This is a genomic window from Streptomyces sp. NPDC007896 (genome assembly GCF_042959425.1).
Taxonomy (GTDB): domain Bacteria; phylum Actinomycetota; class Actinomycetes; order Streptomycetales; family Streptomycetaceae; genus Streptomyces.
Genome location: NZ_JBIBKX010000001.1, coordinates 1012622 through 1032189 on the forward strand (window position 1 = coordinate 1012622; position 19568 = coordinate 1032189).

Annotated in this window: 20 protein-coding genes; 14 read left to right on the forward strand and 6 right to left on the reverse strand. The window is 70.7% G+C overall.

Features of this window, described 5'->3' with window-relative positions; translation table 11 throughout:
- The first annotated feature begins 10 nt into the window (after positions 1-10).
- A complete protein-coding gene (locus tag ACFZDJ_RS04630; RefSeq protein ID WP_390927512.1) occupies positions 11-427 on the forward strand; it encodes a transcriptional repressor in 417 nt (138 codons plus the stop codon).
- Between the two features lie 104 nt (positions 428-531).
- On the opposite strand, the gene ACFZDJ_RS04635 is transcribed toward ACFZDJ_RS04630, so the two are convergent.
- Both ACFZDJ_RS04635 and recO read right to left on the reverse strand, forming a co-directional pair.
- Positions 532-1377 (reverse strand): isoprenyl transferase, encoded by an 846-nt coding sequence (locus ACFZDJ_RS04635; protein WP_390927510.1) that lies wholly within the window; start codon positions 1375-1377, stop codon positions 532-534.
- A gap of 22 nt (positions 1378-1399) precedes the next feature.
- Positions 1400-2146, reverse strand: a complete 747-nt coding sequence (gene recO, locus ACFZDJ_RS04640; protein ID WP_054235479.1) for a DNA repair protein RecO — start codon at positions 2144-2146, stop codon at positions 1400-1402.
- Between the two features lie 112 nt (positions 2147-2258).
- Between recO and ACFZDJ_RS04645 the strand changes: the two genes are divergently transcribed.
- Together ACFZDJ_RS04645 and ACFZDJ_RS04650 are read left to right on the forward strand one after the other, a co-directional pair.
- Positions 2259-2528, forward strand: coding sequence for a ribbon-helix-helix protein, CopG family (locus ACFZDJ_RS04645; RefSeq protein ID WP_390927508.1), 270 nt, complete (start codon positions 2259-2261; stop codon positions 2526-2528).
- Entirely contained in the window at positions 2525-2929 is a 405-nt protein-coding gene (locus ACFZDJ_RS04650) for a twitching motility protein PilT (protein WP_391056079.1), read from the forward strand. The genes ACFZDJ_RS04645 and ACFZDJ_RS04650 overlap by 4 nt, the downstream gene beginning before the upstream one ends.
- 36 nt (positions 2930-2965) lie before the next feature.
- Here ACFZDJ_RS04650 and ACFZDJ_RS04655 read toward each other — a convergent pair whose 3' ends face one another.
- A complete protein-coding gene (locus tag ACFZDJ_RS04655) occupies positions 2966-3181 on the reverse strand; it encodes a hypothetical protein (protein WP_101405265.1) in 216 nt (71 codons plus the stop codon).
- A gap of 330 nt (positions 3182-3511) precedes the next feature.
- Between ACFZDJ_RS04655 and ACFZDJ_RS04660 the strand changes: the two genes are divergently transcribed.
- From ACFZDJ_RS04660 to ACFZDJ_RS04670, 3 genes are all read left to right on the forward strand, one after another.
- Complete coding sequence (locus ACFZDJ_RS04660; protein ID WP_390927505.1) at positions 3512-4345, forward strand: Scr1 family TA system antitoxin-like transcriptional regulator; 834 nt, start codon at positions 3512-3514, stop codon at positions 4343-4345.
- The gene (locus ACFZDJ_RS04665) at positions 4327-4599 is read left to right on the forward strand and encodes a DUF397 domain-containing protein (RefSeq protein ID WP_391056081.1); all 273 of its coding nucleotides are present in this window, start codon (positions 4327-4329) and stop codon (positions 4597-4599) included. Before ACFZDJ_RS04660 ends, ACFZDJ_RS04665 begins: the two co-directional genes overlap by 19 nt.
- Before the next feature lie 86 nt (positions 4600-4685).
- Positions 4686-6923 (forward strand): PQQ-binding-like beta-propeller repeat protein, encoded by a 2238-nt coding sequence (locus tag ACFZDJ_RS04670; RefSeq protein WP_391056083.1) that lies wholly within the window; start codon positions 4686-4688, stop codon positions 6921-6923.
- A gap of 33 nt (positions 6924-6956) precedes the next feature.
- Here the strand turns inward: ACFZDJ_RS04670 and ACFZDJ_RS04675 are convergent, their stop codons facing one another.
- Both ACFZDJ_RS04675 and ACFZDJ_RS04680 read right to left on the reverse strand, forming a co-directional pair.
- A complete protein-coding gene (locus ACFZDJ_RS04675; RefSeq protein ID WP_384905513.1) occupies positions 6957-7619 on the reverse strand; it encodes a response regulator in 663 nt (220 codons plus the stop codon).
- Positions 7619-8854 carry a histidine kinase gene (locus ACFZDJ_RS04680; protein WP_391056086.1) on the reverse strand — a complete coding sequence of 412 codons (1236 nt, stop codon included), beginning with the start codon at positions 8852-8854 and terminating at the stop codon, positions 7619-7621. Before ACFZDJ_RS04680 ends, ACFZDJ_RS04675 begins: the two co-directional genes overlap by 1 nt.
- 134 nt (positions 8855-8988) lie before the next feature.
- Between ACFZDJ_RS04680 and ACFZDJ_RS04685 the strand changes: the two genes are divergently transcribed.
- The 3 genes from ACFZDJ_RS04685 (at position 8989) to ACFZDJ_RS04695 (ending at position 11962) form a co-directional block, all read left to right on the forward strand.
- Positions 8989-9903 carry an ATP-binding cassette domain-containing protein gene (locus ACFZDJ_RS04685; protein ID WP_391056088.1) on the forward strand — a complete coding sequence of 305 codons (915 nt, stop codon included), beginning with the start codon at positions 8989-8991 and terminating at the stop codon, positions 9901-9903.
- Positions 9900-10748 (forward strand): ABC transporter permease subunit, encoded by an 849-nt coding sequence (locus tag ACFZDJ_RS04690; protein WP_391056090.1) that lies wholly within the window; start codon positions 9900-9902, stop codon positions 10746-10748. Before ACFZDJ_RS04685 ends, ACFZDJ_RS04690 begins: the two co-directional genes overlap by 4 nt.
- 101 nt (positions 10749-10849) lie before the next feature.
- Positions 10850-11962, forward strand: coding sequence for a hypothetical protein (locus ACFZDJ_RS04695; RefSeq protein ID WP_390927492.1), 1113 nt, complete (start codon positions 10850-10852; stop codon positions 11960-11962).
- A gap of 38 nt (positions 11963-12000) precedes the next feature.
- Here ACFZDJ_RS04695 and ACFZDJ_RS04700 read toward each other — a convergent pair whose 3' ends face one another.
- Positions 12001-12750, reverse strand: coding sequence for an FCD domain-containing protein (locus tag ACFZDJ_RS04700; RefSeq protein ID WP_391056092.1), 750 nt, complete (start codon positions 12748-12750; stop codon positions 12001-12003).
- A 210-nt stretch (positions 12751-12960) separates the two neighbouring features.
- On the opposite strand from ACFZDJ_RS04700, the gene ACFZDJ_RS04705 reads away from it, so the two are divergent.
- The 5 genes from ACFZDJ_RS04705 to ACFZDJ_RS04725 are packed head-to-tail and all read left to right on the forward strand — an operon-like array spanning position 12961 to position 19531.
- On the forward strand, positions 12961-14589 hold the full coding sequence (locus ACFZDJ_RS04705) for an ABC transporter substrate-binding protein (protein WP_391056095.1): 1629 nt from the start codon (positions 12961-12963) through the stop codon (positions 14587-14589).
- A gap of 5 nt (positions 14590-14594) precedes the next feature.
- Positions 14595-15554 (forward strand): ABC transporter permease, encoded by a 960-nt coding sequence (locus ACFZDJ_RS04710; protein WP_384905527.1) that lies wholly within the window; start codon positions 14595-14597, stop codon positions 15552-15554.
- Positions 15554-17530, forward strand: coding sequence for an oligopeptide/dipeptide ABC transporter ATP-binding protein (locus ACFZDJ_RS04715; RefSeq protein WP_391056842.1), 1977 nt, complete (start codon positions 15554-15556; stop codon positions 17528-17530). Before ACFZDJ_RS04710 ends, ACFZDJ_RS04715 begins: the two co-directional genes overlap by 1 nt.
- Positions 17527-18576 carry an oligopeptide/dipeptide ABC transporter ATP-binding protein gene (locus ACFZDJ_RS04720; protein WP_390927486.1) on the forward strand — a complete coding sequence of 350 codons (1050 nt, stop codon included), beginning with the start codon at positions 17527-17529 and terminating at the stop codon, positions 18574-18576. Before ACFZDJ_RS04715 ends, ACFZDJ_RS04720 begins: the two co-directional genes overlap by 4 nt.
- A gap of 19 nt (positions 18577-18595) precedes the next feature.
- A complete protein-coding gene (locus tag ACFZDJ_RS04725) occupies positions 18596-19531 on the forward strand; it encodes a dihydrodipicolinate synthase family protein (RefSeq protein WP_168508588.1) in 936 nt (311 codons plus the stop codon).
- The last annotated feature ends 37 nt before the right edge of the window (positions 19532-19568 follow it).

The window sequence follows — 19568 nt, forward strand, 5'->3', positions numbered from 1 at the left end:
GGAGGCAACGGTGACAACCGCTGGATCGCCCGTTCGGGGCCGTTCCACCCGGCAGCGTGCCGCCGTGGCGGCGGCGCTCGACGAGGTGGCCGAGTTCCGCAGTGCGCAGGAGCTCCACGACATGCTCAAGCACAAGGGTGACTCCGTCGGACTCACCACCGTGTACCGCACGCTGCAGTCCCTCGCCGACGCCGGCGAGGTCGACGTACTGCGTACCTCCGACGGCGAGTCCGTCTACCGCCGCTGCTCCACCGGCGAGCATCACCACCACCTCGTCTGCCGCGTCTGCGGCAAGGCGGTCGAGGTCGAGGGCCCGGCCGTCGAGAAGTGGGCGGAGGCGATCGCGGTGGAGCACGGCTATGTGAACGTCGCGCACACGGTGGAGATCTTCGGTACCTGTGCGGAGTGCGCTGCCGCCAAGGGGTAACGGGGGGCTCGTTTTTTGCTGCGGTTCGGTGGGGGCTGGGCGCGCAGTTCCTCGCGCCCCTGAAAGGGGCGCCTCCTGACGGAGCGCCCCTCACGCATCAGGCCCTATTCCTCGCGGCCCCTCATGCCCTGCTCCATCGCGAGCAGTTGCTCGTTCGGGACAGCGCCGCCGAAGCGGCGGTCGCGTTGGGCGAACTCGACGCACGCCCGCCACAGGTCACGCCGGTCGAAGTCCGGCCACAGCACGTTCTGGAAGACCATCTCGGCGTAGGCGCTCTGCCACAGCAGGTAGTTGGAGGTGCGCTGCTCGCCGCTCGGCCGCAGGAACAGGTCCACATCCGGCATGTCCGGGTAGTAGAGGTACTTCGCGAAGGTCTTCTCGGTGACCTTCGACGGGTCGAGCCGGCCGGCCTTGATGTCCTGAGCCAAAGCCTGCGCGGCGTCGGTGATTTCGGCGCGACCGCCGTAGTTCATGCAGAAGTACAGCGTCAGCCGGTTGTTGTCCTTGGTCTGCTCCTGGGCGATCTGGAGCTCCTTGGCCACCGACTTCCACAGCTTGGGCATCCGGCCCACCCAGCGGACCCGGATGCCGAGTTCGTCGAGCTGGTCGCGGGTCTTGCGGATGAAGTCGCGGTTGAAGTTCATCAGGAAGCGCACCTCGTCGGGCGAGCGCTTCCAGTTCTCGGTGGAGAAGGCGTACAGCGAGATGGCGCCGACCCCCATCTCGATCGCGCCCTGCAGCACGTCGAGGACGCGCTCGGCGCCGACCTTGTGCCCCTCGGTGCGCGGCAGCCCGCGCTCCTTCGCCCAGCGCCCGTTCCCGTCCATCACGATCGCCACGTGGTTCGGGATCAGCTCACCGGGGAGCTTGGGCGCGACGGCACCGGACGGGTGGGGTTCCGGCGTCTTGTACTCGCGGCGCTGGCGTCCCAGGATCCCGCGTACGACCATGTGCTTCTCGTCTCCCTCAGTTCTACTTTTCCACGTACCGGAGTGAGCGCAGCCCGCGCTCCAGATGCCAGTGCAGATAGGCCGACACCAGCCCGCTGCCCTCCCGGACATACCGCGGCTCGCACGCGTCCGCGGTCTCCCAGTCTCCCGTCAGCAGCGCGCCGAGCAGTTCGAGGGCCCCCGCCGAGGGTACGACGCTGCCGGGCACCCGGCAGTCCACGCAGACGGAACCTCCCGCCGCGACCGAGAAGAACCGATTCGGTCCCGGCATCCCGCACTTCGCGCAGGCGCTGAAGCTGGGCGCGTAGCCGTTCACGGCGAGGGAGCGCAGCAGGAAGGCGTCGAGGACGAGGTGCGGCTCGTGCTCGCCCCGGGCGAGGGTGCGCAGCCCGCCGACGAGCAGCAGATACTGCTGCACGGCGGGCTCCCCCTCGTGATCGGTGAACCGCTCGGCGGTTTCGAGCATGGCCGTACCGGCGGTGTAGCGCGCGTAGTCCGTCACGATCCCGCCGCCGTACGGAGCGATCGTCTCGCTCTGTGTGCACAGCGGCAGGCCGCGCCCGATCAGCTCGCTCCCCCGCGCGAAGAACTGCACGTCCACGTGCGAGAAGGGTTCGAGCCGCGCCCCGAACTTCGACTTGGTCCGCCGCACGCCACGGGCCACGGCCCGTACGCGGCCGTGACCGCGGGTGAGCAGCGTGATGATCCGGTCCGCCTCACCCAGCTTCTGGGTGCGCAGCACGATGCCGTCGTCGCGGAACAGACTCATGGGGCCATTCTCGCGTACGCGAGGACATGCACCGGCGGGTGCCGTACTTCTTGCAAGTGAACATGGCCGACTCGCCTGGCGGCCGACCGCTCACGTCGGTAAGACTCTCGGTATGAGCCTGGAGCGAGTCACCATCACCATCCCGAGCGAGACGCTGGACGCGGTCAAGTCGGCCGCCGAGCGCGAAGGCCTGAGTGTCTCCGCCTGGCTTTCGCGTGCCGCTGAACACGCGGCGAAGATCGAAGCCGGGCTGGCCGCGGCGGAGGAGGCCATGGCACACGTCGATCCGCCCACGCCGGACGAGCAGGCGTGGGTCGACGATTTCATGAACCGCGTCACTCGGCCCACGCCCACGGCCGAGCAGTCGCAGGGTGCCGCGTGAACGTGCTCAGGCCCGTGGTCTACGACGCCGGGGCGCTGATCGCCGCGGAACGGAACCACGCCGCTTTCTGGCGAGCCCACCGCTCCTACCTCACCGCGGGCGGCCTGCCCCTGGCACCCGCACCGGTCGTGGCACAGGCCTGGCGGGACGACGCCCGCCAGGCCCAGTTGGCCCGGATCCTCAACGGTTGCGAGGTCCCCGTACTCGATCACGCACTCGCCAGGAGGGTGGGGGCGCTCTTGGGACAGGCCGCCACGTCGGACCCGGTCGACGGCACCGTCGCGGTGCTTGCGGCGGACCTCGGTGCCGTGATTGTCACGTCGGACCCCGGAGACATCCAGCACCTCCTGGACCGGCTCGGCCCTTCCGGCAAGCGTGCCGAGGTCGCTCCGCTGCGCTGACGTACGCCGATGCGTTGACGTCCGCCGAACCACCGCTCACGGGACCTCACCACGGCTGCGTGCGTTCGCATACGCCGTGGCCGCGCTGAGCCGCTCCGCCGCGGTGGCCCGCCGGACCGCGTCCGGGGCGACGTCCCACTCCTTGCCCCCGCCCAGCGGTCTCAGCTGTACGTACGGTCCCTCGTGTCCCATCACCATGCCCACCTTCTCCGTGCGCGTGTCGACGACGTACGAGCCGATCGGCGGCTTCATCGGCGGCCTCACCGCAGCGCCGCCACGAGCCGGGCCGCGACCTCCATGGAGCAGCCGCCCAATTCGACGCGCGGACAAGGTGCCTCGCGCGCCAAACTCGCCGGGTCGATCCGGAGCGACGGCAACGTAATTCCGGCCCTCTTCAGTGCCGCCCGCAATTCCTTCACCGTTACCTCCGCCTCTTCGACGCAGAGCGCCGAGTGTTGTGCCTTCACCCTGTTCCCCTGACTTTCCGAGTTTCACTCTTCGCACCCCCATAGTGACGCTCCGCATCTACACTCGGCAGGAGTCTGTCCTCTACAAGTTCGGCGCAGCGTAAGGGGTTTGGCCATGGCCAACGGTTCGCGGCAGGCGGCGTGGGAGTTCTTCGGGGCGGAGCTGAAACGACGGCGGGAGGACGCCGGTTTCACCCAGGTGGAGCTGGGGGCGCGGGTATTCGTCTCCGGGGGTTACATCGGCCAGTTCGAACAGGCCATTCGGAAACCACAGTTGGATGTGGCCCAACGGATCGACGAGCTCCTACAAACCGACGGCTTTTTCGAGCGCACGTGGCAAAAACTGATTGACGACAAGCGGTACGCGGATTACTTCGCGGAGGTGGTGGAGCTTGAGAGGATGGCGACGAGGATCTGTGAGTTCGCGCCAACACTCGTACCGGGGCTTCTTCAAACGGCCGAGTACGCGGGTGCGGTGACGCTGGCGACCAACCCGTTCGTCACGGAGGAGTACGTCGAGGAGAAGGTGACTGCCCGACTGGAGCGAGCCCGCGTCCTCGCCGACGCTACAAGACCTGAGTATTGGGTCGTGCTGCACGAGAACACGCTGCGCATCCCGGTGGGCGGCCCGGCCGCGATGGCCGAGCAACTCGGCCACATCGCGACGATGGTGCGCGAGCACAAAGCGGTCGCGCAGGTGGTCCCCTACGACGCGGGAGCGCACACCGCCATGGGCGGGATGCTGGCGCTCATGGAGTTCGAGGACGCACCGCCAACTGCCTATACAGAGACCTCGTTTTCGGGGACGTTGATGGACGACCCAGCGGTGGTGAAGCGCGCACAGCGCGCATACGATCTGCTCAGGGCCGTCGCGCTGTCGCCGGAGGCGACCCTGGCCCTGGTCGAATCGGCGGCGGAGGACCACAGACGATGCGCGACTACGACCTGAGCAACGCCCACTGGCGCAAAAGCAGCTACAGCAACGGCGAAGGCGGCAGCTGCATCGAGGTCGCGTACGACTTCCCCGGCGCCGCCCGCTGGCGCAAGAGCACCTACAGCGACGACAACGGCGGCAGCTGCCTCGAAGTCGCCGACGGAGTCCCCGGCATCATCCCCGTCCGTGACAGCAAGGTCACGGACGGCCCCGTCCTCCTCATCGGGCCCCTCGCCTGGACGGCGTTCCTCCGTACCGTCGCGGAGTGAGCCTGACGCACGGCCTCGCGGCACGCACTAGTGTGATGCCGCGGAACAGGCGTGCGACACAGGGGATTTGGGAAGGGTAACCGGCCATGCCGCTGAGCACCGGGGAATCGGAGTCCATCGGGTCGATAGGCGGCTACACGCTCGTCGACCGGCTCGGCAGCGGCGGTATGGGCGTCGTCTACCTGGGACGTTCCGCCTCGGGACGGCAGGTCGCGGTCAAGGTCGTACACGCGCAGTACGCGCAGGACGAGGAGTTCCGCGTCCGCTTCCGGCAGGAGATCTCCGCGGCCCGCCGGGTGAGCGGAGCGTTCACCGCTCCCGTGGTGGACGCCGATCCGGACGCCGAAGTGCCGTGGATGGCGACGTTGTACGTGCCGGGCCGGACGCTGTCCGAAATCGTGGCGAAGGAAGGCCCGTTGGGCGGGGACGCGCTGCGCACGCTGGCGCTGGGGCTCGTCGAGGCGCTGCGGGACATCCACCAGGCGGGCGTGGTGCACCGGGACCTGAAGCCGAGCAACGTCCTGGTGGCCGAGGACGGTCCGCGGGTCATCGACTTCGGTATCTCGCGCGCCGCCGACAACCAGGCCCTCACCGTGACGGGACGGCTGATCGGCACCCCGCCCTTCATGTCCCCGGAGCAGTTCGCCTCGCCCCGAGACGTCACCGCCGCCTCGGACGTGTTCTCGCTGGGCTCGCTGCTGGTGTACGCGGCCACCGGCAACCGTCCCTTCGACGGCGGCAGCCCGTACATGACGGGTTATCAGGTGGTGCACGAGCAGCCGGTCCTGGACGGCGTACCGGAGCCTCTCAGGAGCATCGCCGAACGCTGCCTGGACAAGGACGCGACCGCCCGGCCCGACCTCACCGAGCTGCACAGGCTGTTCAGGGATCTGCCGGACGTGACGACCGCTCCGGCCGCGTCGGGCCCGTCGACCGTCGCGGGAGGGCGCAGGCCCGCCCGGAAGCGCGGTGACACGACGGCCCCGGCCGGCGCCGGCCGCCGCGGCCGCCGGGTGCGCCTCCTCGTCGCCCTGGGCGCCGCCCTGGCCGTCACGGCGGTGTCCGCGTCGGTGTACTACATGGTGGCGCGCCCGAAGAGCACCGAGGGCACGCCCGGCGGGCGGGCCGCCGCGTCCCGCGCCGCCGCTTCTCCCGCCGCGGCGCTCCCCGCCGGCTGGAAGCCCTGGCGCGCGAACCTCACCCAGGCCCCGGACAAGGCGTACGCGGACATCTCCATCAGCGGCTCGGAGTCCGGCTGCGTATCCGGCGGCTCCTCCCTGTACTGCGCGGGGTCCGGCTTCACGGTCGCCAAGCTCGACGCCGCCTCCGGCCGCGTGGAGTGGCGGGTCGGCCACAGCCCGCAGACCACGCTGCCGCTCGGCGTCCGGGACGGGATCGTGTACACCTACGAGAAGCCGGGCCTGAACGTGCGCGAGACCTGGCGGCTGGTCGCCCTCGACGCCGGCACCGGAAAACGCCTCTGGTACCGCCCGATCAACGAAGTCCGGCCCGCCGTCCTGTTCGACGGCGGCGTCCTGGCGAAGTCGGACGACGGGGACGACGGGACGGAGTTCGTCGCCTTCGACGCCAGGACGGGCAAGGACCTGTGGCGGACACCGGCGAAGTCGTCGGCGGGCAACTCCTGCACCCCACAGGCCCTGGACGGCGTCCCCTATGGCCTGTGCACGCCGGAGAACACCGACACGGGCTCGACCGGCCTGGTGCGCCTCGACCCGGCCGACGGCACGGCGCACGACCTCGCCACACTCCCCCGCGGGGTGGTGCCGCTCGGCACCGTCGGCGGGCAGCCGCTGTTCGCGGTGCCACGGAACGCGGCGGAGGACGCGTTCGCCGACGACACGGACACACCGTACTCAAGCCTGCTGAGGGTGAACCCGACCAGCGGCGCCCTCGTCCGGATCCCCCTGGCGGGCCCCCCGCGCGGCTCGGTCACCCTCCTCGACGGCGTCGTGTACTTCGTCCGGCCCGACGGGACCGTCACCGCGGTCAGGGTGACCGACGGCGCCCGGCTCTGGCAGCGCGAGACACAGATCGAGAATCTGTCGAAGCCGGCGCTGTCGACGACGTACCACGACCTCTTCTTCGCCAACCGCTACGGCCGGCTGCTCGCGCTCGACCGCGCGACCGGCGCCGCGCGGTGGAACACGGACAAGCTGGACAATCCCGGGAACTCGCCGGAGACCACGGTCCCGAGCCTGCTGCTCGTGAAGGACGCCATCGTCGCCGTGGCCGGCGACACCGCCTTCTCCGTACGCCCCGACCGCCCCAAGGCCGGACCGAAGCCGGCCCCGACCAAGAAGTGACCCACACCGTCGGCCGACCGCTTCACCGGCGCCTCACCGGTTCGCCGAGACCAGGCCCGCCTCATAGGCGATGATCACCAGCTGGACCCGGTCCCGTGCGTCCAGCTTGGACAGCAGGCGGGTCAGGTACGTCTTCGCCGTGGCGACGCTGATGAAGAGCCGTTCGGCTATCTCGGCGTTGGACAGACCCGTGCCGACCAGGGTGAGGACCTCGCGTTCGCGTTCCGTGATCGCGGTCAGGTCGCGGCGTGGACGCGCCGGCTCGGAGGAGCGGGCGGAGGTGAAGTCCTGGATCAGGCGGCGGGTGACGCTGGGGGCGATGAGGGCGTCGCCGGCCGCCACGACCCGTATGGCACCGATGATGTCGTCCAGGGCCATGTCCTTGACCAGGAACCCCGACGCGCCGGCACGCAGCGCCCCGTACACGTAGTCGTCGTCGTCGAAGGTGGTCAGGACGACGATCCTCGACTCGCCCGGACCCGCCGTGATCCGGCGGGTCGCCTCTATGCCGTCCACGCCCGGCATGCGGATGTCCATCACCACGACGTCGGGCCGGAGTTCCTCGGCGCGGGTCACCGCCTCCTCGCCGTCCGCGGCCTCCCCCACCACCTCCACGTCCTCGATGTCGGCGATGACCATCCGCAGGGCCGTGCGGATCAGCTGCTGGTCGTCGGCGAGGACGACACGGACCGGCATCAGACGGCCACCGCCGCCGTCGTCGCCGTCGCCGTCGCCGGGACCGGGAGGCGGGCCGTCACCCGGAAGCCGCCCTCGGGACGGGGTCCCGCCGTGAACTCGCCGTGCAGCAGGGCCACCCGCTCGCGCATCCCGACCAGGCCGAAGCCGGTGTCGGTGGTGCTGCCCCGGCCCCGGCCGTCGTCGGTGACTTCCACGGCCACGCATTCCTCCAGGTAGTCGACCGTCACCCGGCACGCGATCGTCTCCGCGTGGCGTACGACGTTCGTGATCGACTCCTGGACGATCCGGAAGACGGAGAGGTCGATGTCCGGGGGGAGTTGGCGGCGCGCGCCCTTCCAGTGGACGTCGACCTGGACACCCGCCGCCGTTGTCGCGGCGGCCAGCCGGTCGAGGTCGGCGAGGCCCTCGGCCGGGTGCAGTTGAGGATCCCCCAGGGCGGAGACCCGGTCCTGGTCCGCCTGCCTCAGCGCGACCAGCATCCGGCGCAGCCCCGCCAGGGTCTCCCGCCCGGCCGTCTCCACCGCCGTCATCGCCTCGCGCGCGGCATCCGGCTGGGTGTGGACGACGCGGGCCGCCGCCCCGGCCTGGAGGGCGATGATGCCGATGCTGTGGGCGACCATGTCGTGCATCTCGCGGGCGATGCGCAGGCGTTCGTCGGTGACCGCCTGGGTGGCGGCCTGGGCGCGGAGCTTCTCGCCGTACTCGCGGGTGCGGTGCGAGGCGTCGCCGAGGAGCCAGGCGACGACGGCCGTCAGCGCCACGGTCAGCTCTTCCAGCGTGCCGATGCCCCATCCGCGCAGCAGCCGTACGGTCTCCCAGACCAGCAGGACGGCGAGCGCCATGGAGAGGGCGGTGACTCCGGTACGGCGGGGGCGGCCGGCCGCGATGAAGTAGAGGGCGAGGTCGACGGCGAGGAACTGGGCCAGTTGGATCGCTCCCACGGCCAGGTTGGTGGTGAGGAAGGCGGCGGCCGTCAGGAGCAGGCTCAGGGCGGTCAGCGGCCATCGGTGCAACCACATGCTGCCGAGCAGCGCCAGAGCGCAGGCGACGGTCAGGATCAGCAGGCCGTCCCAGCGGTAGAACTGGGCGGCGACAAGCACGTTGGCCGTCATCTCACCGGGGAGCCGGATGCGGGCGATGAAGGTGAACGCCGTGCTCGCGCACCAGGCCAGGGCCACCCAGGCACCGGGCGGCACGAGCTTGAGGCGGGGCGGGAGCGGCATGGCATGCATGCGGCGATCGTAGGCACGGGGGCCGTGGACGGGCATCGGTCCGTGGACGTACACCCCTGGTCGACACCGGACGGGGAGAGTGTCGGCCACCGGGCGATACCGCGCGGCGGGGCGCCGACGAGACGGTGGTCCGTGTGATCGAAGTCAACGAACTGACCAAACGGTACGGCGACACCACCGCCGTACGGAATCTGACGTTCCAGGTACGCCCGGGGCACGTCACCGGGTTCCTCGGCCCGAACGGCGCGGGCAAGACGACGACGCTGCGCATGCTGCTCGGCCTGATCGGCCCGACCGGCGGGAGCGCGATGATCGGCGGACAGCCGTTCCGGCGCCATCCGCGCGGGCTGCGGCACGTGGGCGCGCTGCTCGACGCGGGCGATGTGCACGGCGGGCGCAGCGCGCGGGCCCATCTGGAGGCGCTGGCGCGCAGCAATCGCATCCCCCGGAGCCGGGTCGACGAGGTGCTGGAGGAGGTGGGACTCGCGGGGGCGGCGGCGCGGCGCCGGGTCGACGGGTTCTCGCTGGGCATGCGGCAGCGGCTCGGCATCGCCACCGCGCTGCTCGGCGAACCTCCGGTGCTGCTCTTCGACGAACCCCTCAACGGGCTCGATCCGGAGGGTGTGTTGTGGGTGCGGGAGCTTTTTCGCAGGCTCGCGGCCGAGGGCCGTACCGTCTTCGTCTCCAGTCATCTGATGTCCGAGATGGAGCACACCGCTGACGAGCTGATCGTCATCGGCCGGGGTGAGCTGATCGCCGCGGAGAGCGTGACCGCGTTCGCGGCGCGCGGCACCCGGCCGACGGTGACCGTGCGGACGCCGGACCTCGTGAAGCTCACGGCCGTGCTGTCCGAGGAGGGCGCGGCGGTGGCGCCGTACGACGACCGGACCCTCAAGGTGACCGCCCTGAGCACGGCCCGCATCGGTGAACTCGCCCTCCACCACCGGATCCTGCTCGAGGAACTGACCCCGCAGACCGCGTCCCTGGAGGCCGCCTTCATGGAACTGACCGCCGAAAGCACCGAGTTCCTCGCCGGAGACGCCCGATGACCACGCTCGCCCTCACCCCCGCTCCCGCGCACCCCGCCGCGCGGTTCACCGATCTCCTCGCCGCCGAGTGGATCAAACTCCGGTCCCTGCGCTCGACCTACTGGGCACTCGGCGCGGGCGCCTTCGCCGTCATCGGCTTCAACGCCAACGCGGCACGGGTGCACGCGCACGACTATCCACGCTTCAACCCCCAGATGCGCTCCTTCGCCTGGGAGTTGGCCTTGCGCGACGCCTTCACCGACGGAACGGCACTGATCCTGATCCTCGCGGCGGCGAGCATCGGCGCGATCACGGTCGTCGGGGAGTACTCGACGGGCCTGATCCGCACGACCCTCGCGGCCGTCCCGGACCGGCGCGCCGTGATGGCGGCGAAGGTCGTGGTGGTGACGACGGTCATGACGCTGTACGGCGCGTTCGTCGCGAGTGCCTCCTTCGCCTCGACGCAGGCGATCCTCACCACCCGTCACGCCTCGGTGTCGATCACCCACTTCGGTGCCCTGCGCGTGGTCGTCGCCTCCGCGCTGCTCGCCCCGGTCTGCGCGCTGGCGGGCATGGCCCTGGGAGCCCTGATCCGGCACAGCGCGAGCACGATGGTCGCCGTCACCGCCGTCCTGCTCCTCGTCCCCAGCTTCATCACCGACCGCTACCGCTGGACGGCCGCCCTACGGCACGCCATGCCCGTCAACGCCTGGACGCGGCTGACCGACATCGCCTACGGCCGCGATCCCTTCACCCGGCTCCCGCGCTACGGGGCGACGGTGACGGGCAGTTGGATGGTGCTGGGGGCGTGGGCGGTGGTGTCGGCGGTGATCGTCGTGGTGGCGGTGGACCGCCGGGACGTGTGAAAGACCGTACGGGACAGGCGCGTTCGGGTTTGTCAGTGGGCGGCCGTACTGTGCACCCCACGCACACAACGCCGTACGGCATCACGCGCACTGGAGGAACCATGTCCGCGAGCGCCCGTCTCGTCACCACGCTCGCAGGCCCGCTGGAGTCGGCCACGGCCGGCTTCCCAGGAGAGCGGTGCCTGCCGGGCCGGACGCTGATCCTCCAGAGCGATGACACCCAGGTGGCCGCGTACGACCTGGCCGCGGCGCTCGCGGGTGAGGCGTCGGTGGCCCGCTTCCCCAGGCCGTGGCCGCGGCGTTTCGGCACGTGCACCGTGTCGCCGGGGCTGGACGTCGCCGTCTTCGCGGGCGTGCACGCGGTGCGGGCGGTGGACCGGCGGGGCACCACCCTGTGGGAGGTGCGGCACGGCTGCTGGGAGGGGAGCTGCCAGGAGATGCACGCCTCGTTCGACGAATACGGTGGAAACGGCGACAGTCGCGGGCACTTGTACGCCGACAGCGGCTCGGTGGTCTTCTCCGCGGACGGCAAGCTCGTGTGGGCCCATGTCCGCGGGCCGCTCGCGGCGGGGGACGAGGATCCGGACGTGATCGAGGAGTGGCTGGTGCTGGACGCCACGGACGGGACGGTCCTCGGACAGGCGGACACCCAGACCGTGGCCGCCGGTTCGGGGCACGTGTCGCACCCGGACCCCGGACAGATGGGGCTGAGCGTCGGCGAGGGACAGGACGGGGCTCCGCTGCTGTGGGGCCGCTGGGACGGCGAGCGGCTCTCCGTCGAACGGATCGACGACGACCGGTGTCTGCTCGCCGTGAGCCCGTCGGGTGAGCACTTCCTGACCGTGACCCACTATCAGGAGCTCCTGTCCCTGCACCGGGCCGAGGACGGCTCGGTGGTGTCGGAGCTGGACGCGGAGGAGGTCATTCCGGATCACCCCGCCCTGCACCCGGACAACGACGAGCCCGAAGTGCGCTGGGACTACTACGGCGGCTTCCTCGACGAGCACACCGTCATCGCGGGCACGAGCGAGGCCGACGAGGAGTACGGGGCGGGGCGGCACTGGCTGGTCGACGTACGGGACATGCGGCTGCTCGGCGAGATCACCTACCCGCTCCCGATATCCGGCGTGCCCAACCCCCTGGGCGACGGCAGCTGGTACACGGTCGCCGAGGACACGAAGGAACTCCAGGTGTGGCGCCTGGCCACCGCCTAGGGGCCGGACAGGACCTGGGGCCGGACAGGACCCAGTAGTCAGCCCACTCCCCTGGACTCCTGGGCCGCCCTCGCCTCGATGCCGCGGAAGTGGTCGGCCATCGCGCCTTGGGCGGCCTCCACGTCCCGGGCGCGCAGGGCGGTGACGATGTCGCGATGGCGGCGGACGGTCAGCTCGGGGGACGGGTCGTCGGTCCAGCCGCGTATGCCGGCGACCCGGCTGAAGACGGTCCAGAAGGCGCCCAGGAGCTGCGGCACGAGTGCGTTGCCGAGTGAGGCGTACAGCAACTCGTGGAATTCGCGGTCGAGTTCGGGGAAGGGGCGGCCTGAGCGGCCCGCCTCCTCCATCTCGGCCACGACCGCTTCGAGGCGGTCGAGCTCCGGCTCGGTGAGCACGGCCGCGACCCGGCGTATCAGCCCCTCCTCCAGCACCTCCCGTACCTGGAGGATCTCCGCGAGCGCCCCGGTCTCGTTCTTGTCGTCGGGCTGGGCGAGCGTGCGGAAGGTGAGGCCGTCGACGAAGGGGGTCAGCGAGGCCTCGCCGACGTAGGTGCCGTAACCGTGCCGGATGTCGACTATGTCGAGGGCCTGCAGGGCCTTGAGGGCCTCGCGGACGGAGTTGCGGCTGACGCCGAGGTCCTGCATCAGCTCGGTCTCGGTGGGCAGCGGGGCGCCCGCCTGGAGTCTGCGGTCGAGGATCAGCTGCATGACCTCGCGCTGGATCTGACTGCTCACCCGGCGCTCGGACCTGCGCTCGGGCCCGCGCCGGTTCCCGGTCTCCTCAGACATGCGCCGCATCGTACGCTCACTGGACATCCGACGTCCCACCTCCGGGCGGATTCAGCACCAACTACCCCTGTTTCAGGGCTTCATTGGTCGCACCTCTGGAAGATACGCCCTTCGTGTGCGACGCCTTGACCGTCCTCACGGGCCCTCTTATGGTCACGCTGCCCACCATGACGTAGGACGTCGTATCTCCCGCCTCTCTCTGGAGGAACCGTGCGCGACGTGACCGACCACTCGGCGCTGCACCGCCGACGTTTCCTGAAGTACTCCGGCGCCCTCGCCGCGGCCGGGGCCTTCTCCTCCTCGCTGGCGGCCTGCTCGTCCGGGCCGCAGTCCACCAATGACACCGGCGGCGGGAAGGGCGGCAAGGACGCGACGCTCACCGCCGTCATCGGCTACGGGAACGACGGGAGTTGGGACCCGACACAGACCGCGTCCGCCTTCGCCATGGCGGCCAACAACCACATCTACGAAGGCCTGCTGGACACGGACCCCATCTCGCGCGAGCCGTACGCGGCGCTCGCGACCCAGGTGCCGGGCGATCTCAGCGGTACGTCCTGGAAGTTCACACTGCGGGCCGGGGCCACCTTCCACGACGGGAAGCCCGTCACCGCCGACGACGTGGTCTTCGTCTTCGACCGGATCCTCGACCCGAAGACGCAGACCCTCGGCAAGGGCTTCTTCGCGAGCTGGCTGAAGGAGGTCCGGAAGATCGACGCCTCCAACGTCGAACTGGTGCTGAAGTTCCCCTTCCCGGAAGGCATCGCGCGGCTCACCCTCGCCAAGATCATGCCCCAGCACGTCTTCTCCCGGCCCGGTGCCTGGGACGACGCGATCAAGGGGAAGGCGGTGGGCTCGGGGCCGTACCGGCAGACCGCCCACCACCCCAAGTCGAACACCACCTTCGAGGCGTTCGCCGCCTACAACGGCCCGCGCGAACCGGCCTTCAAGAAGATGAACTGGCTGACGATCGTGGACGCGGCCCCGCGCGTCGCGAAGATCTCGGGCGCGAGTGCCGGGGCCCAGATCGCCGACAACATCCCGTACGCCAACATCGAGCAGCTGAGGAAGGGCGGCATGACCGTCGAGGGCGGCGCGGGGATGAACAACCTCTTCCTGATGTTCAACACCACGCACAAGCCCTTCGACGACGTACGGGTGCGCCAGGCCCTGCACTACGCCATCGACACCGGCAAGATGGTCGAGGTCGCCCTGCACGGACACGGCAAGCCGTCGAGCTCGTTCCTCAACGAGGGGAACCCGGCCTACCGGCCGGCGAAGACCGTGTACGGCTACGACCCGCAGAAGGCCGAGCAGCTACTGAAGGCCGCCGGGGTCTCCGGGCTGAAGATCGAGATCCTGTCCGTGAACGTCAGCTGGATCGTCGACTGCCTGCCGACCATCAAGGCGTCCTGGGACGCGATCGGCGTCGAGACCACGCTCTCGCCGCAGGAGACGACGGCCGTCTTCACGAAGATGGACCAGAAGCAGGACTACCAGGTGGTGGCCGCCGCCTCGAACCCCAACCAGTTCGGCCTCGACGCCGACCTGATCATGCACTACAACTACGGCCCCGAGAACCTGTGGATGCAGTACGCCCGGTGGGCGGGCGACCCGGTCGCGAAGCAGCTCTTCAAGGACATGGACCTGGCGACACGGGAGCCGGACGCCGACAAGAAGAAGACGATGATCCAGGACTACATCGACGTCGTCGCCGAACAGGCCGTGCTCTACCCGGTCGTGCACAACGAGCTGATGACGGCCTGGGACCCCAGGAAGCTCACGGGCGTCAGGGCCCAGCCCTATCCGGGCGTCAACCTCCTTCAGGCCAAGTGGGCCTGACGTAGATGACGGCCATCGTCCGCATCCTGGCCCGCCGTGTCGCCCTGCTCGTGCCGCTGATGCTCGGCATCGTGCTGTTCGTGTTCCTGGTGATGCGGTTCTCGGACGTCGATCCGGCGTCCGCGTTCTTCCAGGGCGCCAACCCGACCCCTCGGCAACTGCACGACTTCCGGCAGCGGAACGGCCTGCTCGACCCCCTCCCGGTGCGTTACGTCCACTTCATCGGCGATCTGCTCCACGGCGACCTGGGCACCAGCGCGCTGACCCGGGCGCCGGTCGTCGACCAGGTCACCACCGCGCTGCCGCTCACCCTCCAGCTCACCTTCCTGGGCCTCGCCATCGCGGTGGTGCTCGCGCTGCTCGGCGGGGTCACCGCCGCGATCCACCGCGACCGGCTGCCCGACCAGGTCATCCGGGTCGTGTCGCTGACCGGGGTCGCGGCGCCCGGCTTCTGGCTGGCGCTGCTGATGATCCAGTACCTGGCCGTGGACCGGGGCTGGTTCCCGACCGGCGGATACATCAACCCCGGTGACTCGCCGATCGGCTGGCTGAAGACGATGACGCTCCCCGCCTTCGCGCTCTCCCTCCCGGTCGCCGCCCAGCTCACCCGGATCGTGCGCACGGCCGTGGTAGAGGAGCTGGACAAGGACTACGTCCGGACGGCGATCGGCAGCGGACTGCCGCCGGTGGTCGTGGTCGGCCGCAATGTGCTCCGCAACGCGCTGATCAACCCGCTGACCGTGCTCGGCCTGCGCGTCGGCTATCTGCTCGGGGGCGCGGTCGTCATCGAGACGATCTTCTCGCTTCCCGGGATGGGCAAGCTGATGATCGACGCCGTGAAGAACGGCGACCCGGCGGTCGTCCAGGGCGTCGTCCTGACCACGGCCACCGGGTTCGTGGTCGTGAACCTCGTCATCGACATCCTGTATCTGCTGGTCAATCCGCGACTGAGGGATGCCACGTGATGATCCCCCCGCTCTCCCGCCGACGTCTCACCGAGGGCCTCGCCCGGCCCGGCATCCGGCTGCGACGCCTGCCCGTCCTCTCCAGGATCGCCCTCGGCTTCCTCACGCTCGTGGTCCTGCTGGCCGTGTTCGCGCCCCTGCTCGCCCCGCACGACCCGCTCGACCAGCAACCGCAGGCCGGCGGCACCGGCGCCCCCTCCGGCGGTCACTGGATGGGGCAGGACAGCCTCGGCCGGGACATCCTGAGCCGGCTGATGTACGGCGCCCGCTGGTCCCTCGCGATCGGCCTGGGCGCCACCGCGCTCGCCCTCGTCGTCGGCGCGCTCCTCGGCGCGATCGCCGCGACCTCGCGGGGGGCCGTCGACGAGACGCTGATGCGCTGCCTGGACGTCGTGATGGCGTTCCCCGGCATCGCGCTGGCCGCCGTCCTTGTCGCCGTCTTCGGCGGCGGCATCACGGTGCTGATCTGCGCGATCGCCTTCCTGTTCACCCCGTCGGTGGCCAGGGTGGTCCGCGCGAACGTCCTCGACCAGTACGGCGAGGACTACGTGACGGCGGAACGCGTGATCGGCGCCCGCACCCCGCACATCGTGCTGCGCCATGTGGCCGTCAACTGCGCGGCCCCCGTGCTGGTGTTCTGCACGGTCCAGGTCGCCGAGGCCATCGTCTTCGAAGCCTCGCTGTCCTTCATCGGCGCGGGCGTCCGGCCGCCCGACCCGTCCTGGGGCAGTGTCATCGCGGACGGCAAGAACATGGTGCTGACCGGCGGTTGGTGGGCGACGGTCTTCCCGGGTCTGCTGATGCTGATCACCGTACTGTCGCTGAACATCCTCTCCGAGGGCGTCTCGGACGCGTGGGCCGCGCCCGCGGCGCGGGAGGTGGCGGCGACGGCGACCGCCGGTGACCGGCTGGAGGCGCCCGAGCCCGGCAGCGGAGAGGTACTCGAACTCCCCGGTCTGACACAGGCCGCCGCCCGCCTGCGCTCCCGGGCCCGCCCCCTGCCCACCGGCCGGCCGGTCCTCTCCGTGGAGAACCTCGCCATCGGCTTCGACACCCGGCACGGCGGTGTGGACATCGTCGACGGCATCAGCTTCGACGTGCACCCCGGTGAGGTCCTCGGCCTGGTCGGCGAGTCGGGCTGCGGCAAGTCACTGACGGCGCTCGCCGTGATGGGCCTGGAACCGAAGGGGGCCCGGGTCCGGGGCCAGGTCCGCTTCGACCGGCGCCAGTTGGTGGGCGAGCCGATGCGCGTACGACGCCGTCTGCTGGGCCACGAGATGGCGATGGTCCACCAGGACGCGCTGTCGTCCCTGAACCCGGCGATGACGATCAGGGCGCAGCTGAAGCAGCTGGTGCGGCGGGGCGGGAGACAGACCCCCGCGGAGCTGCTCGCTCTGGTCGGTCTCGACCCCGAACGCACCCTGCGCAGCTACCCCCACGAGCTCTCCGGCGGCCAGCGCCAGCGTGTGCTGATCGCGATGGCCCTGTCCCGGGGCCCGAAGCTGATCGTGGCGGACGAGCCGACCACGGCCCTGGACGTGACGGTCCAGGCGCAGATCATCACCCTGCTGCTGAAGCTGCGGGAAGAGCTGGGCTTCGCGCTGATCCTCGTCTCGCACGACCTGGCCCTCGTCGCGGACGTCACGGACCGAGTGGTGGTGATGTACGGCGGTCAGATCGTGGAGACGGGCGTGACGGCGGACCTGGTGGAGGCACCGGCCCACCACTACACGCGCGGCCTGCTCGGCAGCGTCCTGTCCCTGGAGTCGGCGGCGGAACGGATGACGCAGATCAAGGGGGTCGTGCCCGCCCCGGCCGACTTCCCGGCGGGCTGCCGGTTCGCCGACCGCTGTCCGCAGGCGAGCGAGGTGTGCCGGACGACGGCGCCCGACCTGCTGGGCACCCGGGCACACACGGCCGCGTGCCATCACCCCGCGGTCGATCTGATCACCACGCAGAGCGAGGCCGTCCAGTGAACGCGCTCATCACCCTCTCCGACGCCCATGTCGTCCACAAGGCCCGCTCCGGCGGCCTGTTCACCCGCGACCGGGTGTACGCCCTGACCGGCGCCGACCTCACCATCGCGCCCGGCGAGACGGTCGGCGTCGTCGGCGAGTCCGGGTGCGGGAAGTCGACGCTGGCGAAAGTGCTGGTGGGCGTCCAGCGGCCGACGTCCGGCACCGTGCGCTTCCGTGACCGTGACCTGTGGTCGATGCGGCCCGCCGAGCGACGGACGTCCGTCGGCGGCAGCACGGGCATGGTCTTCCAGGACCCGTCGACGGCCCTGAACCGCCGCCTGCCCGTACGCCGGATCCTGCGGGACCCCCTCGACGTGCACCGGCGCGGCACGGCACGGGAACGGGACGACCGGGTGCGGGAGCTGATGTCCCTGGTGGGCCTCCCCCACGCCCTGGCGGACGTCCTGCCCGGCCGGCTGTCCGGCGGTCAGCGCCAGCGGGTGGCCATCGCGCGCGCCCTGGCCCTGGACCCGGACCTGGTGGTGGCCGACGAGCCGACGAGCGCGCTGGACGTCTCGGTCCGCGCCCAGATCCTCAACCTCCTGCTGGACCTGAAGGAGCGCCTGGACCTGGCCCTGGTCTTCGTCTCGCACGACATCCAGACGGTACGGAGGATGAGCGACCGGGTGATCACGATGTACCTCGGCCGGATCGTGGAGGAGTCCCCGGCCGCCCGGGTCACCGACCGGGCCCGGCACCCGTACACCCGGGCCCTCTTCTCCGCGACGCCCGGCCTCCTGGACCCGATCGACCCGATCCCGCTGGTGGGCCCGGTGCCCTCGGCCACGCACCCACCCACCGGCTGCCCGTTCCGCACCCGCTGCTGGAAGGCGGACGAGGAGTGCGCGAGCGCGATGCCGGACTTCACGGCCGCGTCGACACCGGACCACCGCTTCCGGTGCCACCATCCTGTGGAGGAGGACCAGTCGACGCGCGACCTGGTGACCCAGGCCGTGTCCGCGGCGCCCGCCGTGGCCGACATCCCCGCCCAGCAGCAGCCTTGATCGTCCCGAGGGAGTCTTCATGCCGATCCCCACCCCGCTGACCGGTGTCGTTCCGCCCGTCTGCACGCCTCTGACACCGGACCGCGAGGTGGACGTCCCCTCGCTCATCAGGCTCGTGGACCATCTGGTGGAAGGGGGCGTCGACGGCCTGTTCGTCCTTGGCTCGTCCTCGGAGGCGGCGTTCCTGACGGACGCCCAGCGGCGGCTGGTGGTGGAGACGGTGGTCGCCCATGTGAGCGGCCGGCTCCCCGTGCTGGCCGGGGTGATCGACATGACCACGCCGAGGGTGCTGGACCATGTGGCGTATGTGACGGCGGCGGGCGCGGACGCGATCGTGGCGACCGCCCCCTTCTACGCCCGCACCCATCCGGCGGAGATCGCGCGCCACTTCCGCCTGGTCGCCGCCCGTTCGTCCGTGCCCGTCTTCGCCTACGACATCCCGGTGTCCGTCCACACCAAGCTGGGCGCGGAGCTGGTCCTGTCCCTCGCCGCGGAGGGCGTGCTGAGCGGCCTCAAGGACTCCAGCGGCGACCTCGCCGCCTTCCGCGCCGTCGTCACGGGCGCCCGCGCCCACCCCGACATCACCGGCTTCACCGCCCTCACCGGGTCCGAACTCGTCGTCGACTCCGCGCTCGCCCTCGGGGCGGACGGGGCCGTGCCGGGTCTCGCCAACGTCGACCCGCACGGGTACGTACGGCTCGACCGGCTCTGCCGAGGGGGCGACTGGGAGCGGGCGCGGGCCGAACAGGAGCGGCTGTGCGGGCTGTTCGGGATGGTCGGGGTGGGGGATCCGGCCCGGATGGGCGGGGGTTCGTCGGCGCTCGGGGCGTTCAAGGCGGCGCTGCACCTGCGGGGCGTCATCGCCTGTCCGGCCACGGCGGAGCCGCAGGTGCCGCTGTCGGAGGCGGAGGTGGAACGGGTGGGGAAGTACCTGGCGGGGGCGGGCCTGCTCTAGGCCCTGTCGTACGGTGCTCAATCGCCCGGCCGCCCAC